Below are 14,819 nucleotides of genomic sequence, written 5' to 3'. Positions count from 1 at the left end.
CTTCAGATTGATCTGCTCGCGCAGCGGTTGGCGGAAGAAATCTCCCTCTGTCACCGGCAACTTCGGACCCATCCACACCTCGTCAGGATTTGCAGGATTCACGCGTCAATATGCCTGCTTCCTGCAAATCCAACAACACCGTTTCGGCATCACAGCCTTTCCGTATAAGCCGTCCAGGATTGTTCAGGTTCGACTATGTCGCGTATGGCGCCATGGCATTTTTTCAATGAACTACTACCATTTACGAGGGAATTTAATCTATGCGTGCAAAAATTATCGCCGGAGTACTTGTGGCTATCGTTCCTTTCGTCTGTGAGGCGGCGACCTCCGTTGTGATCGACGCGAAGCGCAATTGTCTCTCGAACACCGGCAACGTCTCTGGCGGCACTCCCGCGACGTTCCCGCTTGCGCCGGGAAGATATGTCATTTCGATCGCCTCGAACAACATGAGCTGTTCCAATGGCGTTTTAACGAACGGCTGTTTGATCAATTCTGTGTTTGTGCAAGGCGGATATGGAAACAACAGATGGGGCACCACCGTCACTCAGCCAACTGTTGTTGACGTTCCCGGAAATACCTCGGGATTTATTGCCTACGTAAGTGACGACGCTTGCGCTGACAATACGGGACAGGCGACCTTGCTCATTCAAACGGCTAACTGATCTTATGCGTCAGCTTCATCTGCGAGACGCTACTGTGTCGGTTGATGAAGTTCACCTCTATTGAATTTCGAGTGGGCGAGGCTGGGGCGGGTCGAGCGTAGGCGAAGCATTGCCGGCTCAACTCGGCCCGCGTATGCCGAGCGAGACTGCGGACTTGCTGCGCTTACGCGCCATTCGGCCAGCCGCTCGAACTTGCCGTCACGACGATGAGCGAGCATGCTTTTTAGGGCACAAGTGCGATGTCGGCATGCATCTGCTGCTCCGAGGGGCGGGCCGAGCGAGGATGCGGGCACGACGGACGTGCCCCGACCGAATGAGCGATATCTAGCGGCCTAATCGAGCATCCCGTGAGAAATTGTCCACCAATTGACAGATCGCGTCTGCGCACAACGGGCGAAAAAATGCCCGCCTTGCGGCGGGCCGTGAGGTGAACGAGCACGCGCCGAAACGCGTGATTTGTTGTTGTTCGGGGGGAATTCGTCAGATCAGAGCTGCGCGGCCGCCTGATAGGCGCCGGCCTTGCTCAACCGATCCATCGCGGTGCGGTATTCGACCTGCAACTCGGCCTGCGCCGCCTTTGCGTTCGCGAGGAGCGCCGCATCGATCGCCTGGATCTGGCGCACGAGCGCGAGAGACGCGGGCGTCTGTTCGGCCGAGATCGACATCAGATACGGCGAGCGCTCTTCGGTCAGGCGCGCGGCCTCGGTCCAGTCGGCCATCTGCACCGCGTGATCGATTTCGCGGGTGATCGACAGTACGTTTTCGACCAACGACATCTGATCCATTATCGGTTTCTCCATCGTGCGCAATTCGTTACTTGTTGGTCGCCAGCGTGCCAGAGCTGTTGGCGCCGCCGAACAGTTGCGTCAGGTAGTTCGAATTGGTGTTCATCTGCGCCATCAGTGTGTTGAGCGCGGTGAACTGGGCGTTGTACTGCGACGTCAGCTGCGACGCGTACGACGCGAGTTGCGTCTGCTGCTGCGCGAGGCTCTTCAGATCCTGGTTCAGCGCGTTCGAACGGGTATCGAAGACACCGCCCGTCTGCACGTAGCCCTGGATCGTGTTGTTCAGCTCCGCGCCGATGCCGTTCGTCGAGTTGAACAGTGCGGCGACGGTCGACGGATTGTTCTGCAGCGCCGCGTTGAGCTTCGTGGTGTCGATGGTCAGCGTGCCGTCCGCCTGCGTCGACGTCGAGCCGTCGGCGAACGTGATGCCGATCGACGCGAGCGACACGGTCGAGCCGCCCGTCGTGACGCCTGCGCCGACGACCCGTGCGAGCGAGTTGCGGATCATGTTGAGCGTCGAGTCGCCGAGGAGCGGCCCCGCGCTTTGCGAGCTGGTGCCCGCGCCCGACAGCGACGACAGGGACGACATCGTCGTGACGACCGTGTTGTACAGGTTGACGACGTTCGTGATCGCAGTTGCCTGCGCGGTCGTGTCGGTCGCGACGTTGAGCGTCTGTGTCGTGCCGACGGCGGCCTGCGTCAGATTCAGCGTGACGCCGGCGATCGCGCCCGTCACCGCGTTGTTCGCGCTCGACGCGGCGATGCCGCCCACCGTGAACTCGGCGTCCTGCGCGGACGTGCTTTGCATCCATGCGATCGTGCCGCCGGACTGGATCGTCGACTGGCCGCCCGTCGTGCTCGCCGTCGACGTCACATTGAGGCTCGACAGCCCGTTGTCGCCGGACAGGTTGCTCACGCCGACGTTGATCACGTTCGCGGCGCCCGTCGTCGCCGAGCGCAGCACGAGGTGCGCGCCGTCGGTGCCCGTGACGATCGTCGCCGTCACGCCGGGGTTGTTCGATGCGGAATTGATCGCGGCGGCGATGCCGGAAAGCGTGTTGTTCGTCGAGTCGATCGAAATCGACGTCGATTTGCCGCCGACCGACAGTGTCAGCGTGCCCGTGCCGAGCTGCTGCGTCGCATCGAATGCGCCGGAAGACAGCGTCTGCGACGTGGCGATTTGCGTGACGGCAACCGAATAGCTGCCGGCCACCGCGCCGGCGGCCGTCGTCGCCGTGAGGCCGCTGCCCGTCGCCGTGGCGGTGAATTTCTGGGTCAACGTGCCGTCGCTGAGCGAGCCGATCCCGGCTTGCAGCGCGGTGAGCGCGGCTTTCAGCGTGCCGAGCGCGGAAAGCGTCGTCTGGTCGGTGGCGACCGACGTCGACAGCGCGGCGGTCTGGCCCGCCGTTTTCGCGTTGACGAGCGCGGTCACGAGCGAGTTGACGTCCATCGACGAGTTGCCCGTCGAGCCGCTGATGATCGACTGCGCTGCCTGCTGAAGCGCCGCGTTGGTTTGCTGCTGCGTCGTGGTCGTGGTGCTGGTGACGGGCGTGGACATCGGGTAGCTCCCTTCGTCGCCGGAAGCGGCGCGCGAAATTCGCGAGATTCGGTAGATTCAGAAAACAAAAACGTGCGGCGGCCACGAGGGTGTTGCGCCGCCGCACAAAGGCGGGCCGCCAGACAGCGCGGCCCGTCGTTCGGTACACGTTATTGCAGGAGCTTCAGCACTTGCTGCGGCAGCGAGTTCGCTTGCGCGAGCACCGAGATGCCGGCTTGCTGCAGCACTTGCGCGCGCGACAGGTTCGCGGTTTCCTGAGCGAAGTCCGCGCTCTGGATTTGCGATTGCGCTTGTGCCAGGTTGTTCGAGCCGGCTTGCTGCGTCGACGCGATTGCGGTGAAGCGGTTCTGGCCCGCGCCGAGCGTTGCCTGCAGGTTGTTGACCGTCGCGAGCGCGTTGTCGATCGACACCATCGCCTGGTAGGCGCCCGTCTGCGTGCTGATGTTCAGGTTCGAGACCGTCTGCGGCTGGTTGACCGCGTTGACCTGCGTTTGCATCGCCGTCGCGGCTGCCTGATCCGCCGCGCTCAGCGAGCTGGTTGCAGCCGAATTGAGCGTCACCGACAGGGCCGTGCCCGAGCCGGCGGTGGATGCGCCGAACAACGCGGTGGCGGCCGTTGTCGACAGCGCCTGATTGTTCTGGTCGGTGAACGTGAAGCCGCCCTTGCCGTCCGACAGGACGTTGATCTGCGTCGTTTCCTGACCAGTGCTGCTCGCCGTCCAGGCGGCGCCGGACGAATCGACGGCGACCTTGAACGTACCGAGCGTCTGGCCCGTTTGGACCAAGCCGCCGCCGATCTTGGCAGCCGACATGCTTTGCGACAGGTCGACGGTGACCGTCTGACCGACGTTCGCGCCGACTTGGAAGCTCAGCGTGCCGGCCGAGCCGTCGAGGATGTTCTTGCCGTTGTAGTTCGTCTGCGAAGCGATACGGTTTACTTCGGAAATCTGCTGCGAGACTTCCTGTTGCAGCGCCGATGCGTCGCTTGCGCTCAGCGGGCCGTTCGAGGCTTGCACCGCGAGCTGGCGGATACGCTGCAGGCTGTTCGTCAGCGAGGTCAGGCCGCTCGACGCCGTTTGCAGGATCGACACGCCGTCGTTCGCGTTCGACACGCCCTGGTTCAGGCCGTTGATCTGCGTTTGCATCCGGGTCGCGATAGCGAGGCCTGCTGCATCGTCGGCCGCGCTGTTGATGCGCTTGCCCGACGACAGACGGGTGATCGCTTGCGACAAGGCGCTTTGCGAGCCGTTGAGGTTCTGCTGAGCGACCAACGAGTTGATATTGCTGTTGATTCCGAGCATGAAAATCTCCTAATTGGGCGTAAAGCCCATCAATGCCACTATTGGCGGGGGCGGAAGCACTCGTTCTTTGCCGGCCGCCTTGTGCAGGATTTCGGCGCACGCCCAAAAAACTTGAGGGACACGACGAGATTCGGCCCGAATTTTTTGCTCAGATCGTTCGGTGAGCAAACGTTGCAGGTGCAGCAATCGCGTGCACGGCCCGGCGCCGTTCGCGGCGCGCGCAACGGCGTTTGCACAGATTTTCGATCGGGAAAACAGCAAACCCCTGGCCTAGCCGACGTTTACCTGTTATGATCGCCGGCTGAATTGAGATTTCTGTCACGCCTTTGCCGTTTACGCGTATACGTAGGGCACATGTCTGCTGACAGTCAAACGCGGCGCCTGGTGTTGGTTGCAGAGCGTTTCGCGGTGCATTCCGCCTCTCTTTTCCGGCCTCCGAGGCCGCATACCCGCTCGTTTCGCCCGTTCGTGGAAACGCCCGGAAGGCCGGTGCGTGGCGCTTGGCCGCTACGTTTTTGACCGTATCAAGCAAATTAGGAACGACATGACGACGATTCTTTTGAAAGAAAATGAGCCGTTCGAAGTGGCGATTCGCCGCTTCCGCCGCGCTATCGAAAAAAATGGCCTGATCGCCGAGCTGCGTGAGCGCCAGTCGTACGAAAAGCCGACTGCCGTGCGCAAGCGCAAGAAGTCCGCTGCGGTGAAGCGCCTGCACAAGCGCCTGCGCAGCCAGATGCTGCCGAAGAAGCTCCACTAAGCTTCGTCCGCTTCGCCTCGACGGCGGTGCCGCTTCGCAAGAAGCCGCACCGCCGTTTTGTTTGGGGCGCGCGGGCAGCACCGGGCAGGGCGGGCGGCGAGCGCAAGCGGCTGCGTACGCACGCGCCGCACACGGCCCACCGGGCTTGGCGCGTGATCGCCGCATCAGAAGTCGATCTTCGCGGCGATGCTCACCGTGCGCGGATCGCCTGGCTTCATGTAGTCCGCGTGGTGGAGTTCACGATGCTCCCGATACCGCCGGTTCATCAGGTTGCCGATCGACACGCGCCCATCTTCGGAGCCACGCCCGCTTTGCCGAGCGCGATCGAAGGCGGCTCGACGATCCACTGCTTCGGCGTCGCGCCCGGCCCCGCGAACCGACGCGCCGCAGTTCGGCTGCGATCGTCGCTGACGCACGCGGCCGGACGCCCAAGCGTCATGCCGCCGACTTCTTTTTCCCCATCTTCTTGCCGAGCGCCGCGCAGCGCGCGCGGCACGGGCAGTTCTTTTCGTGGTCGTTGACCATGCCCGTCGCCTGCATCAGCGCATAGCAGATCGTCGAGCCGACGAACTTGCAGCCGTAGCGCTTGAGCGCCTTGCTGAGCGCGTCCGAGCGCTCGGTCGACGCCGGCGCTTCGCGGTACGACGCCCATGCGTTTTGCGACGGCGCACCATCGACGAACGACCACAGGAACGCGGCGAGCGAGCCGTGCTCCGCGCGAATCTGCTGGACCGCGCGCGCGTTCGCGACGGCCGCCTCGATCTTCGCGCGGTTGCGCACGATGCGCGCATCGAGCATCAGCTCGTCGATCCGCTTCGGCGTGAAACGGGCAACCTTGTCGACGTCGAAGTCGGCAAACGCCGCGCGATAGCCGGCGCGCTTGTTCAAGATCGTCGACCACGACAAGCCCGCCTGCGCGCCCTCGAGCACGAGCATTTCGAACAAGTGCCGGTCGTCGTGCGACGGCACGCCCCATTCGGTATCGTGATAGTGAGCGTCCGCTTCGGTCTTTACCCAGTTGCAGCGTTCCTGCATCGGCATCTTTCGCATGTTTCGTCGATCTGGTCGCGCCAGCATAACGGATCGGCGAGCGCGTGCAAGCCTGGCCGTTCGGCCGATGGGCGCGGTGGGCCGTTGCGGTTAAGCTCTTGCATCAGTGACATCTCGACGAATCATCTGGACTGAAGCGGCAATGAGCAATGACATTTTTCTGATCGGCGTCGACGGCGGCGGCACGGGCACCCGCGCGGTGCTTGCCGACGGGCAGGAGCGCGAGCTCGCGCAAGGCAACGGCGGGCCGTCGGGGCTCGCGCTCGGCATCGACGCCGCGTGGCGCGCTATCGAGGCCGCCTGCACGGACGCTTGCGCGCGCGCCGGCGTCCCGTTCGACTGGCAGCGCTGCGTGCTCGGTTGCGGGCTTGCCGGCGCGAACCATCGCGAGTGGCTAAGCGCATTTCGCGCGAGCGCGCCGCTTGCCGCGCTCGCAGTCGAAAGCGACGCATACACGACTGTCGTCGGCGCACACGGCGGCGCGCCGGGCGTCGTCGTCGCGCTCGGCACCGGCAGCATTGCCGCCGCGCTCGACGAGGCGGGCGTCTGCCGGATCGCGGGCGGGTACGGCTTTCCGTCCGGCGACGAGGCGAGCGGCGCATGGCTCGGCCTGCGCGCGCTGTCGTACGCGCAGCAGGCGCTCGACGGACGCGCTCCGCTCGACGCGTTCGCGCAGGCGCTCGTCGCGCATACCGGCGCGTCCGACCGCGACGCGCTCGTCGTTTGGTCGTGCGAAGCGAATCAGACGGCGTATGCATGCCTTGCGCCGATCGTGCTCGCGCATCGCGATCACCCGGCCGCCGCGCGATGGATCGAGCAGGCGGGCGTCGAGATCGGCAAGATGATCGATGCGCTCGATCCTGCGGCGGCGCTGCCCGTCGCGTTGTGCGGCGGGCTCGCCGACGCGCTCGCGAGCGCGGTGCTGGAGCCCCACCGTGCGCGGCTCGTCGCGCCGCAAGCCGATTCCGCGCACGGCGCACTGCGGCTCGCCGCACGGGAAGCGGCAAGGCTCGGGCTCACGGCGCGGCAATGAGTGCGACGAGCGTGAACGGACATCGGCGAGCAGCATTTTCCATCCGACGATAGAATGTCCGCGTCCCTCTGCGTCCCTCTGCGTCCCCCGCATCCTCCGACGTCTGCCATGTACAAAGTCATCGCTACCGATCTCGACGGAACCCTGCTCAACAGCGATCACCAGCTCGATCCGTACACGATCGACACGGTACGGCGGCTCGCGGACGGCGGCGTGCGCTTCGTGATCGCAACGGGACGCCACTATGCGGACGTCGCAGGCATTCGCGACGTGCTTGGCATCCGGCCGTACCTGATCACGTCGAACGGCGCGCGGGTGCATGCGCCCGACGATACGCGGATCCACGCGCAGGACGTGCCCGCCGACACGGTGCGGCAATTGGTGCGGCCTGAGCTCGTCGGCACGCATGGTCGCGTGATCGTCAATCTCTTCACGAACGACGGCTGGCTGATCGACCGCGACGCGCCGCATCTGCTCGCATTTCATCAGGATTCCGGATTTCGCTACGACGTCATCGATATGCTGTCGCACGACGGCGCGGACATCGCGAAGGTGCTCTATATCGGCGAGCCGGAGGATCTGGCCGTCGTTTCGGACAACCTCGCGCGCCGGTTCGGCGACGCGCTGTACGTCACGTACTCGCTGCCCGATTGCCTCGAGGTGATGACGGCGAACGTGTCGAAGGGGCGCGCGCTGCGAGTCGTGCTCGAGCGGCTCGGCGTCGATTCCGCGCATTGCGTCGCGTTCGGCGACAACATGAACGACATCGATCTGCTCGAAACGGCGGGGCATCCGTTCATGATGAACAACGCGAATCCCGATCTCGTCTCGCGTCTGCCGAAGGTGCCGCGGATCGGCAACAACTTCGAAGCGGGCGTTGCGCGCCATCTGCGTACGCTGTTCGTGCTCGAGGATCCCGCGGCGCACTGACGCGCACGGCAAGCCGCCGTCGATGAAAAAACGGGCGCCGCGGCGCCCGTTCCGGCTTCGCCTCGTCGCCGCTGGCCGGCGAAGGGCGAATGATCGTATTCCTCTGTCGTGTCGCCCCGTGAGGCGAGGTGCGGGCGGCCGGCGCGAATCCGGCCGCGCCGGCGTCAGCTTTCGTCGCGGCCCGCGACGAGCGGGTACACCACGCCGGCGATCGCCGCGCCGATGATGGGCGCCACCCAGAACAGCCACAGCTGGCCGATTGCCTCGCCGCCGACGAAGAGCGCCGGCCCCGTCGAGCGCGCCGGGTTCACCGACGTGTTCGTCACCGGGATCGAGATCAGGTGGATCAGCGTGAGGCACAGGCCAATCGCGATCGGCGCGAAGCCGGCAGGCGCGCGCTTGTCGGTCGAGCCGAGGATCACGAAAAGGAAGAAGCCCGTCAGGACGACTTCGCAGATGAACGCGGCCGTGAGCGAGTAATGGCCGGGCGAGCGCGCGTCATAGCCGTTCGTCGCGAAGCCGCTGCCGACGACGTCGAAGCCCGGCTTGCCGGTCGCGATCAGATACAGCACGAACGCGCCGAGCGTGGCGCCGACGACCTGCGCGACGATGTACGGCACGAGATCGCGGGCCGGGAAACGTCCCGCCACGGTCAGGCCGACGCTCACGGCCGGATTCAGGTGACATCCGGAGACGTGGCCGATTGCGAACGCCATCGTCAGGACCGTCAAGCCGAAGGCCAATGCGACGCCGGCAAAGCCGATGCCGAGGCCCGGATAAGCGGCCGCCAGCACGGCGCTGCCACAGCCGCCCAGAACGAGCCAGAACGTGCCGAACACTTCCGCTGCGAGACGCTGAGGTAATTTCATTGGAGTGGTTCCTGGTCATGTAAATCGAAAAACGGATCGCGCCGCAAAAAGCGGGGACGCATCCACGAATGCCGCCTGGATTATAGGAAATCTTACGGATTGTGAAGGGTCAACGATTGTCAAATTGAGATTGGCCGATCAGTGTTTTTATTAGAATAAGGCCGCATTGCAGGAGTATTGCAATTGAGCTTTAAAATTTATCAGACGAAATGAATTTGGCGGATTTCGTAGCAATTCCGATTGCGCAATAGATCCTTTGTGTCTAGGCTGAGAAATGCCAGGCGGATCATGATATAGGGAGTCGAAATGTCTCAATACGCGAAAATCAAGGCGCAGATCGCCGAGCTGCAGGCTCAGGCGGACGAGGTGCGTCATCAGGAAGTCGCGGCCGTGATCGCCGAGTTGCAAGGCAAGATCGCCGAGTATGGCCTGACGGCGCAGGATCTGGGATTCGCCGAACGCGCGCGGCGCGGTCGCCCGCCGAAGAAGGGGCCGCTGCCGCCCAAATACCGCGATCCGAAATCCGGCAGCACATGGAGCGGCCGCGGGAAGCCCCCGCATTGGATCGTCGGCAAAAACCGCGAGCGGTTTTTGATCGACTGATTATCGAGCGCTTGGCAAAAAGAAAGCCGCATTTACCGATGCGGCTTTCTTCTCTGTGGGACGTAATGGGCGCCTCATTTCTGCAATGGCGCCGGCTAAAGGGTTAACCCGCCGCCGCGCGTCGCCATTGTGGTTGCTTGGCCGACTCGCGCAGCGTTTCATAGATGTCGATATAGCGCCGCGCCATTGCGTGCGAGCTGAAACGTTGCTCGAATTGCGCGCGGATTGCATCGCGCGACAATTCGTCGATCCGGTGCAGCGCGCCCACCGCGCCTTGCACGTCCTCGACGATGAAGCCCGTCACGCCGTCGTCGATCACTTCCGGCACGGAGCCGCGGTTGAACGCGACGACGGGCGTGCCGCACGCCATTGCCTCGATCATCACGAGGCCGAACGGCTCCGGCCAATCGATCGGGAACAGCAGCGCCTTCGCGCCCGACAGGAACGCCGGCTTTTGCGCCTCGTTGATCTCGCCGATGAACTCGACGTGCGCGGAATCGAGGAGCGGCTCGATTTCGGCCTTGAAATAATCCTCGTCGACCTTGTCGACCTTCGCCGCGATCTTGAGAGGCAGGCCGCTTTGTGCCGCGATCCGGATCGCGGTGTCGACGCGCTTTTCCGGACAAATGCGGCCGAGAAACGCGAGATATTCTGGCTTGCGGTCGGCCTGCGGCGTGAGCAGCGCGGCGGGCAGCCCGTGGTAGACGGTGCCCGCCCAGCCGGCCTGCGGCAGCGGCGTGCGCTGCGAGTCCGAGATCGACACGACGGGCGCGTTCGGGAACGCGTCGAACACGGGCTGCAGTTCCGGCAGGTCGAGGCGACCGTGCAGCGTCGTGACGAACGGTGCGTCGAGGCGAGACAGCAGCGGGAACGGCAGATAGTCGAGGTGGAAGTGCAGGGCGTCGAACGTATGTGCGACGCGCGCGACCTGCTCGAGAAGGCGCATATGGGGCGCCATCGCGTCGCGGATCGACGGATCGAGCCGCAGCGCGCGCGGCCAGGCGGCCTCGAGGCGCGCCGACGTGACGGAATCGCCGCTTGCGAACAGCGTGACGTCGTGCCCCATTTCGACGAGTGCCTCGGTCAGATAGGACACGACCCGCTCGGTGCCCCCGTAGAGTTTGGGCGGAACGGCTTCGTAAAGCGGGGCGATTTGGGCAATGCGCATGAGCGATCTCCGTTGCGAAGAGAGCGGAACTCGCCGACGGATGTCGCGAGCAACGCTCTCGATGAGCGGCGGGCGCCTGCCCTGGGGCAAGCAAGGCGGTGCGCGGCGAATGTCGCCGGACCGGGCGTTCCGATTCATTATCGGGATCGTCCGCTCGGTATCGAGGGATTTTTCAAACGCTTAACCCTTGTTACAGGATGAAATACGCAAAAACCCTAGAAATCGCCTGGCCGAATGGCTAGCATGTGGCAGAAACGGAATGCGAAAGTCGCCCGCCCATTCGAGCGGATTGCGCCGTTTCGCTGCTGCCGCGCCTGAAGATGGTGTTTCCCCTGCCTTGACTGGCGCGACTTTCGGCCGGACGGGCGCTTCGCCGGCCATCCCCGCACCATGTCAGAAAAATTCCTACACGGTTTACAGACAAATCCGGCAAGGCGCATTCCCCTTCACTGATAGCGGCGTCCCCGCTGATTGGCCAAAATGCCCGTAAGAATATAAACAAGCCGATTGCCCGTTCTTACTGGGTAGATCGAGCAAACGTTTTCATTGGCATTACCGATTGGCCAAAGATTTCTTACGGGGGAATCGAATCATGAGCGCAACCAGCGAAATGCTTGCCGAGATCAACGAAGTCAACCTGTCTTACCTGCTGCTCGCGCAACGACTGCTGCGCGAGGACAAGGCCATGGGCATGTTCCGCATGGGGATTTCGGAGGAACTCGCCGACGTGCTCGTGAACCTGACGCTTGCCCAGACGGTCAAGCTCGCCGCCTCGAATCAGATGCTCTGCCGTTTCCGTTTCGACGATCACTCGCTCCTGTCGTCGCTCGCCGACAAAGGTCGCAGCTCCGCCGTCGCGCACGCGCACTCGGCGATCCTGATGGCCGGTCAGCCGGTCGAAAGCTTCCGTTGAGCGAAGTCGCGCCTCCCGTTCAGGCGCATTGGTGCATCAGCGGAAATAAGCAATCTGATTGTTCGATTAACGGAAATAGCGGAGAGCGACGATGGCGTCCAAGAGCGTAGTGATCGAGGTCAAGGAGATCACCCTGGCGATCGAACTGATCGAACTGGGCGCGCGGCTGCAATTGCTCGAAGCCGAGACGAACCTGTCGCGCGATCGCCTGATCAAGCTCTACAAGGAGCTGAAGGGCGTGTCGCCGCCGAAGGGGATGCTGCCGTTCTCGACCGACTGGTTCATGACGTGGCAGCCGAACATTCATTCGTCGCTGTTCTATAACATCTACCGTTTCATGCGCGAGCACGGCGGCTGCGAGTCGATCCAGGCGATCGTGAAGGCATACCGGCTGTACCTGGAGCATGTCGGCCTGTCGGACGACGAAGCGGTGCTGAGTCTCACGCGCGCCTGGACACTCGTGCGTTTCTTCGATTCCGGCATGCTGCAGATGACGCCATGCACCCGCTGTGGCGGACACTTTGTCGCGCACGCGCACGATCCGCACCACGGCTACGTGTGCGGGCTCTGTCAGCCGCCGTCGCGCGCGGGCAAGACCCGCAAGGCCGCCGCATTGGCCGGCCAGGCCGCCATCGCCGCATAAGCCGACAAGCCGCATAAGCCGCATAAGCCGCAGGCGAACGAGCGTTCGCTCCGGCTGTCGAGCCGCGCCGCCCGTCCCTCGGGCGGCACGCCGTTTTCTCCGTCTGCTGGTTTACACGGGCAGGCCTCTCCGGGGCGGTTCTCAAAGTTTTCGTTCTGACTGCCGTAAACCACTTAACGGCGGCCCCCGGTCGCGCATTCGTGAGGGACAGGCAGTGCTGATTTTCGTGGGAACTCTCGTGACGTTGTTGTCCGTGTTCGGCGGCTACGCGCTGGCGGGCGGACACCTGGGCGCGCTCGTTCAGCCGGTCGAGATCTTGATGATCGTCGGCGCGGGCGTCGGCGCGTTCATCCTCGGCAACGGCATCAAGACGATCAAGGCGACGCTGCGCGTGCTGCCCTCGCTGTTCAAGGGCTCGAAGTACAACAAGGACATCTACATGGAGCTGATGGCGCTCCTGTACGTATTGCTCGCGAAGGCGCGCAAGGAAGGCACGCTCACGCTCGAGGCGGACATCGACGACCCCGAGAAGAGCCCGATCTTCACCCAGTATCCGAAGATCCTCGCCGACAAGCACATCGTCGAATTCCTGACTGACTACCTGCGCTTGATGGTGGGCGGCAACATGAACGCGTTCGAGATCGAAAGCCTGATGGACGAGGAGATCGAGACGCACCACGCGGAAGGCGAAGGCCCCGCGCACGCGCTGATGCGCGTCGGCGACGCGATGCCGGCGTTCGGGATCGTCGCCGCGGTGATGGGCGTCGTCCACACGATGGCGTCCGCCGACAAGCCGCCCGCGGTGCTGGGCGCGATGATCGCGCAGGCGCTCGTCGGCACGTTCCTCGGCATTCTGCTGTCGTACGGTCTGATCGGCCCGCTGTCGAGCCTCGCGGAGCAGCGCGTCGCCGAGTCGACCAAGATGTTCCAGTGCATCAAGGTAACGATCCTCGCGAGCCTGAACGGCTACGCGCCCGCGATCGCGGTCGAGTTCGGCCGCAAGGTGCTGTTCTCGACCGAGCGTCCGTCGTTCGCCGAGCTCGAAGAGCACGTGCGCCGCGTGAAGGCCAAGTGAGCGCGAGGGCCCCGACATGAGCAAAGGCAAAGATCAGGCGATCATCGTCAAGCGGGTGAACCAGCAGAAGAAGGGGCACCACGGCGGTGCATGGAAGCTCGCGTACGCGGACTTCATGACCGCGATGATGGCGTTCTTCCTGTTGATGTGGCTGCTCTCCGCCGTGACGCCCGTGCAGTTGAAGGGGATCGCCGAGTACTTCAACACGCCGCTCAAGGCCGCGGTCTTCGGCAGCGGCGAGCGCAGCGCCGACGATTCGAGCATCGTCAAGGGCGGCGGCCGCGACATTTCGAGCATCGAAGCCGGCGCGACGCGCCGCACCGACGGATCGACCAGTCTCGCCGACCGCATCGTGAAGAAGAGCGAGGACGAAGCGCTCGCGCAGGCGCAAGGCTCGCTCGAGCGCCGCGAGCAGGTGCGGCTGCACGACCTGCAGGTGAAGCTGATGGCGGCGATCGAGGCGAACCCGACGCTGCGCCAGTTCAAGCAGCAGATCCGCATCGATTCGACGCTGATGGGGCTGCGCATCGAGATCGTCGATACGCAGAAGCGGCCGATGTTCGCGATGTCGAGCAACGCCGTCGAGCCGTACATGCGCGACATCCTGCGCGAGATCGGCAAGACGCTCAACGACGTGCCGAACCGCATCGTCGTCCAGGGCCACACCGACGCCGTGCCGTACGCGGGCGGCGAGAAGGGCTACAGCAACTGGGAGCTGTCCGCCGATCGCGCGAACGCGTCGCGCCGCGAGCTGATCGCGGGCGGCATGGACGAGGCGAAGGTGCTGCGCGTGCTCGGCCTCGCGTCGACGCAAAACCTGAACAAGGTGGACCCGCTCGATCCGGAGAATCGCCGGATCAGCATCATCGTGCTGAACCGCAAGTCGGAACTCGCGCTGATGCGCGACGACGCGACGACGACGACGCTGTCGTCCGACGCGGCCGGCACGGGACACCTCGCGCAGCAGATCACGCCGCCCGGCGCGGCCGCCGCGCCCGCTTCGCCGGGCGCCTCGAGCCCCGCCGCGCAGAAACCCTGACGCTTTCGAGACACGCATTCGAGACACGACATGATTCGAACCATTCTCGCCATCGACGATTCCGCCACGATGCGCACGCTGCTGCACGCGACGCTAGGCGAAGCGGGCTACGACGTGACTGTCGCCTCGGACGGCGAGGCCGGGCTCGAGGTCGCATTGGCCGCGACGTTCGACCTGGTGCTGACCGATCACTACATGCCGAAGAAGAACGGCCTCGAGGTGATCGCGGCGCTGCGCGGGCAGCCCGCTTACGAGGCGACGCCGATTCTCGTCCTCACGACCGAGAACGGCGATGCATTCATGGACGCGGCGCGCGCCGCGGGCGCGACCGGCTGGATCGAAAAGCCGCTCGACCCGGACGCGCTGCTCGAGCTCGTCGCGGCGCTTGCGTCGTCGTCGAGCCTTTCGTGATGAACACGACGTTTTTATGCGG

At 64.1% G+C, this 14,819-nt stretch carries 16 protein-coding genes; 10 read left to right on the top strand and 6 right to left on the bottom strand.

The window, feature by feature from the left end; genetic code table 11:
• Window positions 1–260: 260 nt before the first annotated feature.
• The gene (locus WS62_RS33855) at window positions 261–662 is read left to right on the top strand and encodes a hypothetical protein (RefSeq protein WP_082720999.1); all 402 of its coding nucleotides are present in this window, start codon (window positions 261–263) and stop codon (window positions 660–662) included.
• Between the two features lie 485 nt (window positions 663–1,147).
• Here the strand turns inward: WS62_RS33855 and fliT are convergent, their stop codons facing one another.
• From fliT to WS62_RS15745, 3 genes are all read right to left on the bottom strand, one after another.
• Window positions 1,148–1,462, bottom strand: a complete 315-nt coding sequence (gene fliT, locus WS62_RS15755; protein WP_066572310.1) for a flagellar protein FliT — start codon at window positions 1,460–1,462, stop codon at window positions 1,148–1,150.
• A gap of 13 nt (window positions 1,463–1,475) precedes the next feature.
• On the bottom strand, window positions 1,476–3,005 hold the full coding sequence (gene fliD, locus WS62_RS15750; RefSeq protein WP_066572308.1) for a flagellar filament capping protein FliD: 1,530 nt from the start codon (window positions 3,003–3,005) through the stop codon (window positions 1,476–1,478).
• A 149-nt stretch (window positions 3,006–3,154) separates the two neighbouring features.
• Window positions 3,155–4,306 (bottom strand): flagellin, encoded by a 1,152-nt coding sequence (locus WS62_RS15745; protein WP_066572306.1) that lies wholly within the window; start codon window positions 4,304–4,306, stop codon window positions 3,155–3,157.
• 544 nt (window positions 4,307–4,850) lie between these two features.
• On the opposite strand from WS62_RS15745, the gene rpsU reads away from it, so the two are divergent.
• Window positions 4,851–5,063 carry a 30S ribosomal protein S21 gene (gene rpsU, locus WS62_RS15740; RefSeq protein WP_066572305.1) on the top strand — a complete coding sequence of 71 codons (213 nt, stop codon included), beginning with the start codon at window positions 4,851–4,853 and terminating at the stop codon, window positions 5,061–5,063.
• A gap of 435 nt (window positions 5,064–5,498) precedes the next feature.
• Here the strand turns inward: rpsU and WS62_RS15735 are convergent, their stop codons facing one another.
• Complete coding sequence (locus WS62_RS15735; RefSeq protein WP_082720998.1) at window positions 5,499–6,104, bottom strand: DNA-3-methyladenine glycosylase I; 606 nt, start codon at window positions 6,102–6,104, stop codon at window positions 5,499–5,501.
• A gap of 151 nt (window positions 6,105–6,255) precedes the next feature.
• On the opposite strand from WS62_RS15735, the gene WS62_RS15730 reads away from it, so the two are divergent.
• Together WS62_RS15730 and WS62_RS15725 are read left to right on the top strand one after the other, a co-directional pair.
• Window positions 6,256–7,146, top strand: a complete 891-nt coding sequence (locus WS62_RS15730; RefSeq protein ID WP_066572302.1) for a BadF/BadG/BcrA/BcrD ATPase family protein — start codon at window positions 6,256–6,258, stop codon at window positions 7,144–7,146.
• Between the two features lie 108 nt (window positions 7,147–7,254).
• Complete coding sequence (locus tag WS62_RS15725; protein ID WP_066572300.1) at window positions 7,255–8,076, top strand: Cof-type HAD-IIB family hydrolase; 822 nt, start codon at window positions 7,255–7,257, stop codon at window positions 8,074–8,076.
• 164 nt (window positions 8,077–8,240) lie between these two features.
• Here WS62_RS15725 and aqpZ read toward each other — a convergent pair whose 3' ends face one another.
• Entirely contained in the window at window positions 8,241–8,945 is a 705-nt protein-coding gene (gene aqpZ, locus WS62_RS15720) for an aquaporin Z (RefSeq protein ID WP_066490974.1), read from the bottom strand.
• A 306-nt stretch (window positions 8,946–9,251) separates the two neighbouring features.
• On the opposite strand from aqpZ, the gene WS62_RS15715 reads away from it, so the two are divergent.
• Window positions 9,252–9,548: an H-NS histone family protein gene (locus tag WS62_RS15715; protein WP_066490971.1), complete on the top strand. Its 297-nt coding sequence runs from the start codon at window positions 9,252–9,254 to the stop codon at window positions 9,546–9,548.
• A 103-nt stretch (window positions 9,549–9,651) separates the two neighbouring features.
• On the opposite strand, the gene WS62_RS15710 is transcribed toward WS62_RS15715, so the two are convergent.
• On the bottom strand, window positions 9,652–10,716 hold the full coding sequence (locus WS62_RS15710) for a glycosyltransferase family 4 protein (protein ID WP_066572298.1): 1,065 nt from the start codon (window positions 10,714–10,716) through the stop codon (window positions 9,652–9,654).
• 592 nt (window positions 10,717–11,308) lie between these two features.
• On the opposite strand from WS62_RS15710, the gene flhD reads away from it, so the two are divergent.
• The 5 genes from flhD to WS62_RS15685 all read left to right on the top strand — a co-directional run bounded on the left by flhD (window position 11,309) and on the right by WS62_RS15685 (window position 14,797).
• Window positions 11,309–11,629, top strand: coding sequence for a flagellar transcriptional regulator FlhD (gene flhD, locus WS62_RS15705; RefSeq protein ID WP_059473820.1), 321 nt, complete (start codon window positions 11,309–11,311; stop codon window positions 11,627–11,629).
• A gap of 91 nt (window positions 11,630–11,720) precedes the next feature.
• Entirely contained in the window at window positions 11,721–12,272 is a 552-nt protein-coding gene (gene flhC, locus WS62_RS15700) for a flagellar transcriptional regulator FlhC (RefSeq protein ID WP_066490966.1), read from the top strand.
• Window positions 12,273–12,486: 214 nt separating this feature from the next.
• On the top strand, window positions 12,487–13,347 hold the full coding sequence (motA, locus tag WS62_RS15695) for a flagellar motor stator protein MotA (RefSeq protein ID WP_059473818.1): 861 nt from the start codon (window positions 12,487–12,489) through the stop codon (window positions 13,345–13,347).
• Window positions 13,348–13,363: 16 nt separating this feature from the next.
• Window positions 13,364–14,386, top strand: coding sequence for a flagellar motor protein MotB (gene motB / locus WS62_RS15690; protein WP_066572291.1), 1,023 nt, complete (start codon window positions 13,364–13,366; stop codon window positions 14,384–14,386).
• 30 nt (window positions 14,387–14,416) lie between these two features.
• Window positions 14,417–14,797 (top strand): response regulator, encoded by a 381-nt coding sequence (locus WS62_RS15685; RefSeq protein ID WP_066490953.1) that lies wholly within the window; start codon window positions 14,417–14,419, stop codon window positions 14,795–14,797.
• Window positions 14,798–14,819: the final 22 nt, after the last annotated feature.

It is taken from the genome of Burkholderia sp. ABCPW 14, from assembly GCF_001523835.1.
Lineage (GTDB): Bacteria > Pseudomonadota > Gammaproteobacteria > Burkholderiales > Burkholderiaceae > Burkholderia > Burkholderia mayonis.
This window is presented reverse-complemented; position numbering and strand designations above follow the sequence as displayed.

Coding starts and splice junctions, on each gene's coding strand:
- flhC (WP_066490966.1), top strand. CDS start 11,721: ATGGCGTCCAAGAGCGTAGTGATCGAGGTCAAGGAGATCACCCTGGCG.
- WS62_RS15725 (WP_066572300.1), top strand. CDS start 7,255: ATGTACAAAGTCATCGCTACCGATCTCGACGGAACCCTGCTCAACAGC.
- fliT (WP_066572310.1), bottom strand. CDS start 1,462: ATGGAGAAACCGATAATGGATCAGATGTCGTTGGTCGAAAACGTACTG.
- WS62_RS15745 (WP_066572306.1), bottom strand. CDS start 4,306: ATGCTCGGAATCAACAGCAATATCAACTCGTTGGTCGCTCAGCAGAAC.
- fliD (WP_066572308.1), bottom strand. CDS start 3,005: ATGTCCACGCCCGTCACCAGCACCACGACCACGACGCAGCAGCAAACC.
- WS62_RS15710 (WP_066572298.1), bottom strand. CDS start 10,716: ATGCGCATTGCCCAAATCGCCCCGCTTTACGAAGCCGTTCCGCCCAAA.
- WS62_RS15735 (WP_082720998.1), bottom strand. CDS start 6,104: ATGCCGATGCAGGAACGCTGCAACTGGGTAAAGACCGAAGCGGACGCT.
- motB (WP_066572291.1), top strand. CDS start 13,364: ATGAGCAAAGGCAAAGATCAGGCGATCATCGTCAAGCGGGTGAACCAG.
- aqpZ (WP_066490974.1), bottom strand. CDS start 8,945: ATGAAATTACCTCAGCGTCTCGCAGCGGAAGTGTTCGGCACGTTCTGG.
- WS62_RS15730 (WP_066572302.1), top strand. CDS start 6,256: ATGAGCAATGACATTTTTCTGATCGGCGTCGACGGCGGCGGCACGGGC.
- WS62_RS15685 (WP_066490953.1), top strand. CDS start 14,417: ATGATTCGAACCATTCTCGCCATCGACGATTCCGCCACGATGCGCACG.
- flhD (WP_059473820.1), top strand. CDS start 11,309: ATGAGCGCAACCAGCGAAATGCTTGCCGAGATCAACGAAGTCAACCTG.
- rpsU (WP_066572305.1), top strand. CDS start 4,851: ATGACGACGATTCTTTTGAAAGAAAATGAGCCGTTCGAAGTGGCGATT.
- WS62_RS15715 (WP_066490971.1), top strand. CDS start 9,252: ATGTCTCAATACGCGAAAATCAAGGCGCAGATCGCCGAGCTGCAGGCT.
- WS62_RS33855 (WP_082720999.1), top strand. CDS start 261: ATGCGTGCAAAAATTATCGCCGGAGTACTTGTGGCTATCGTTCCTTTC.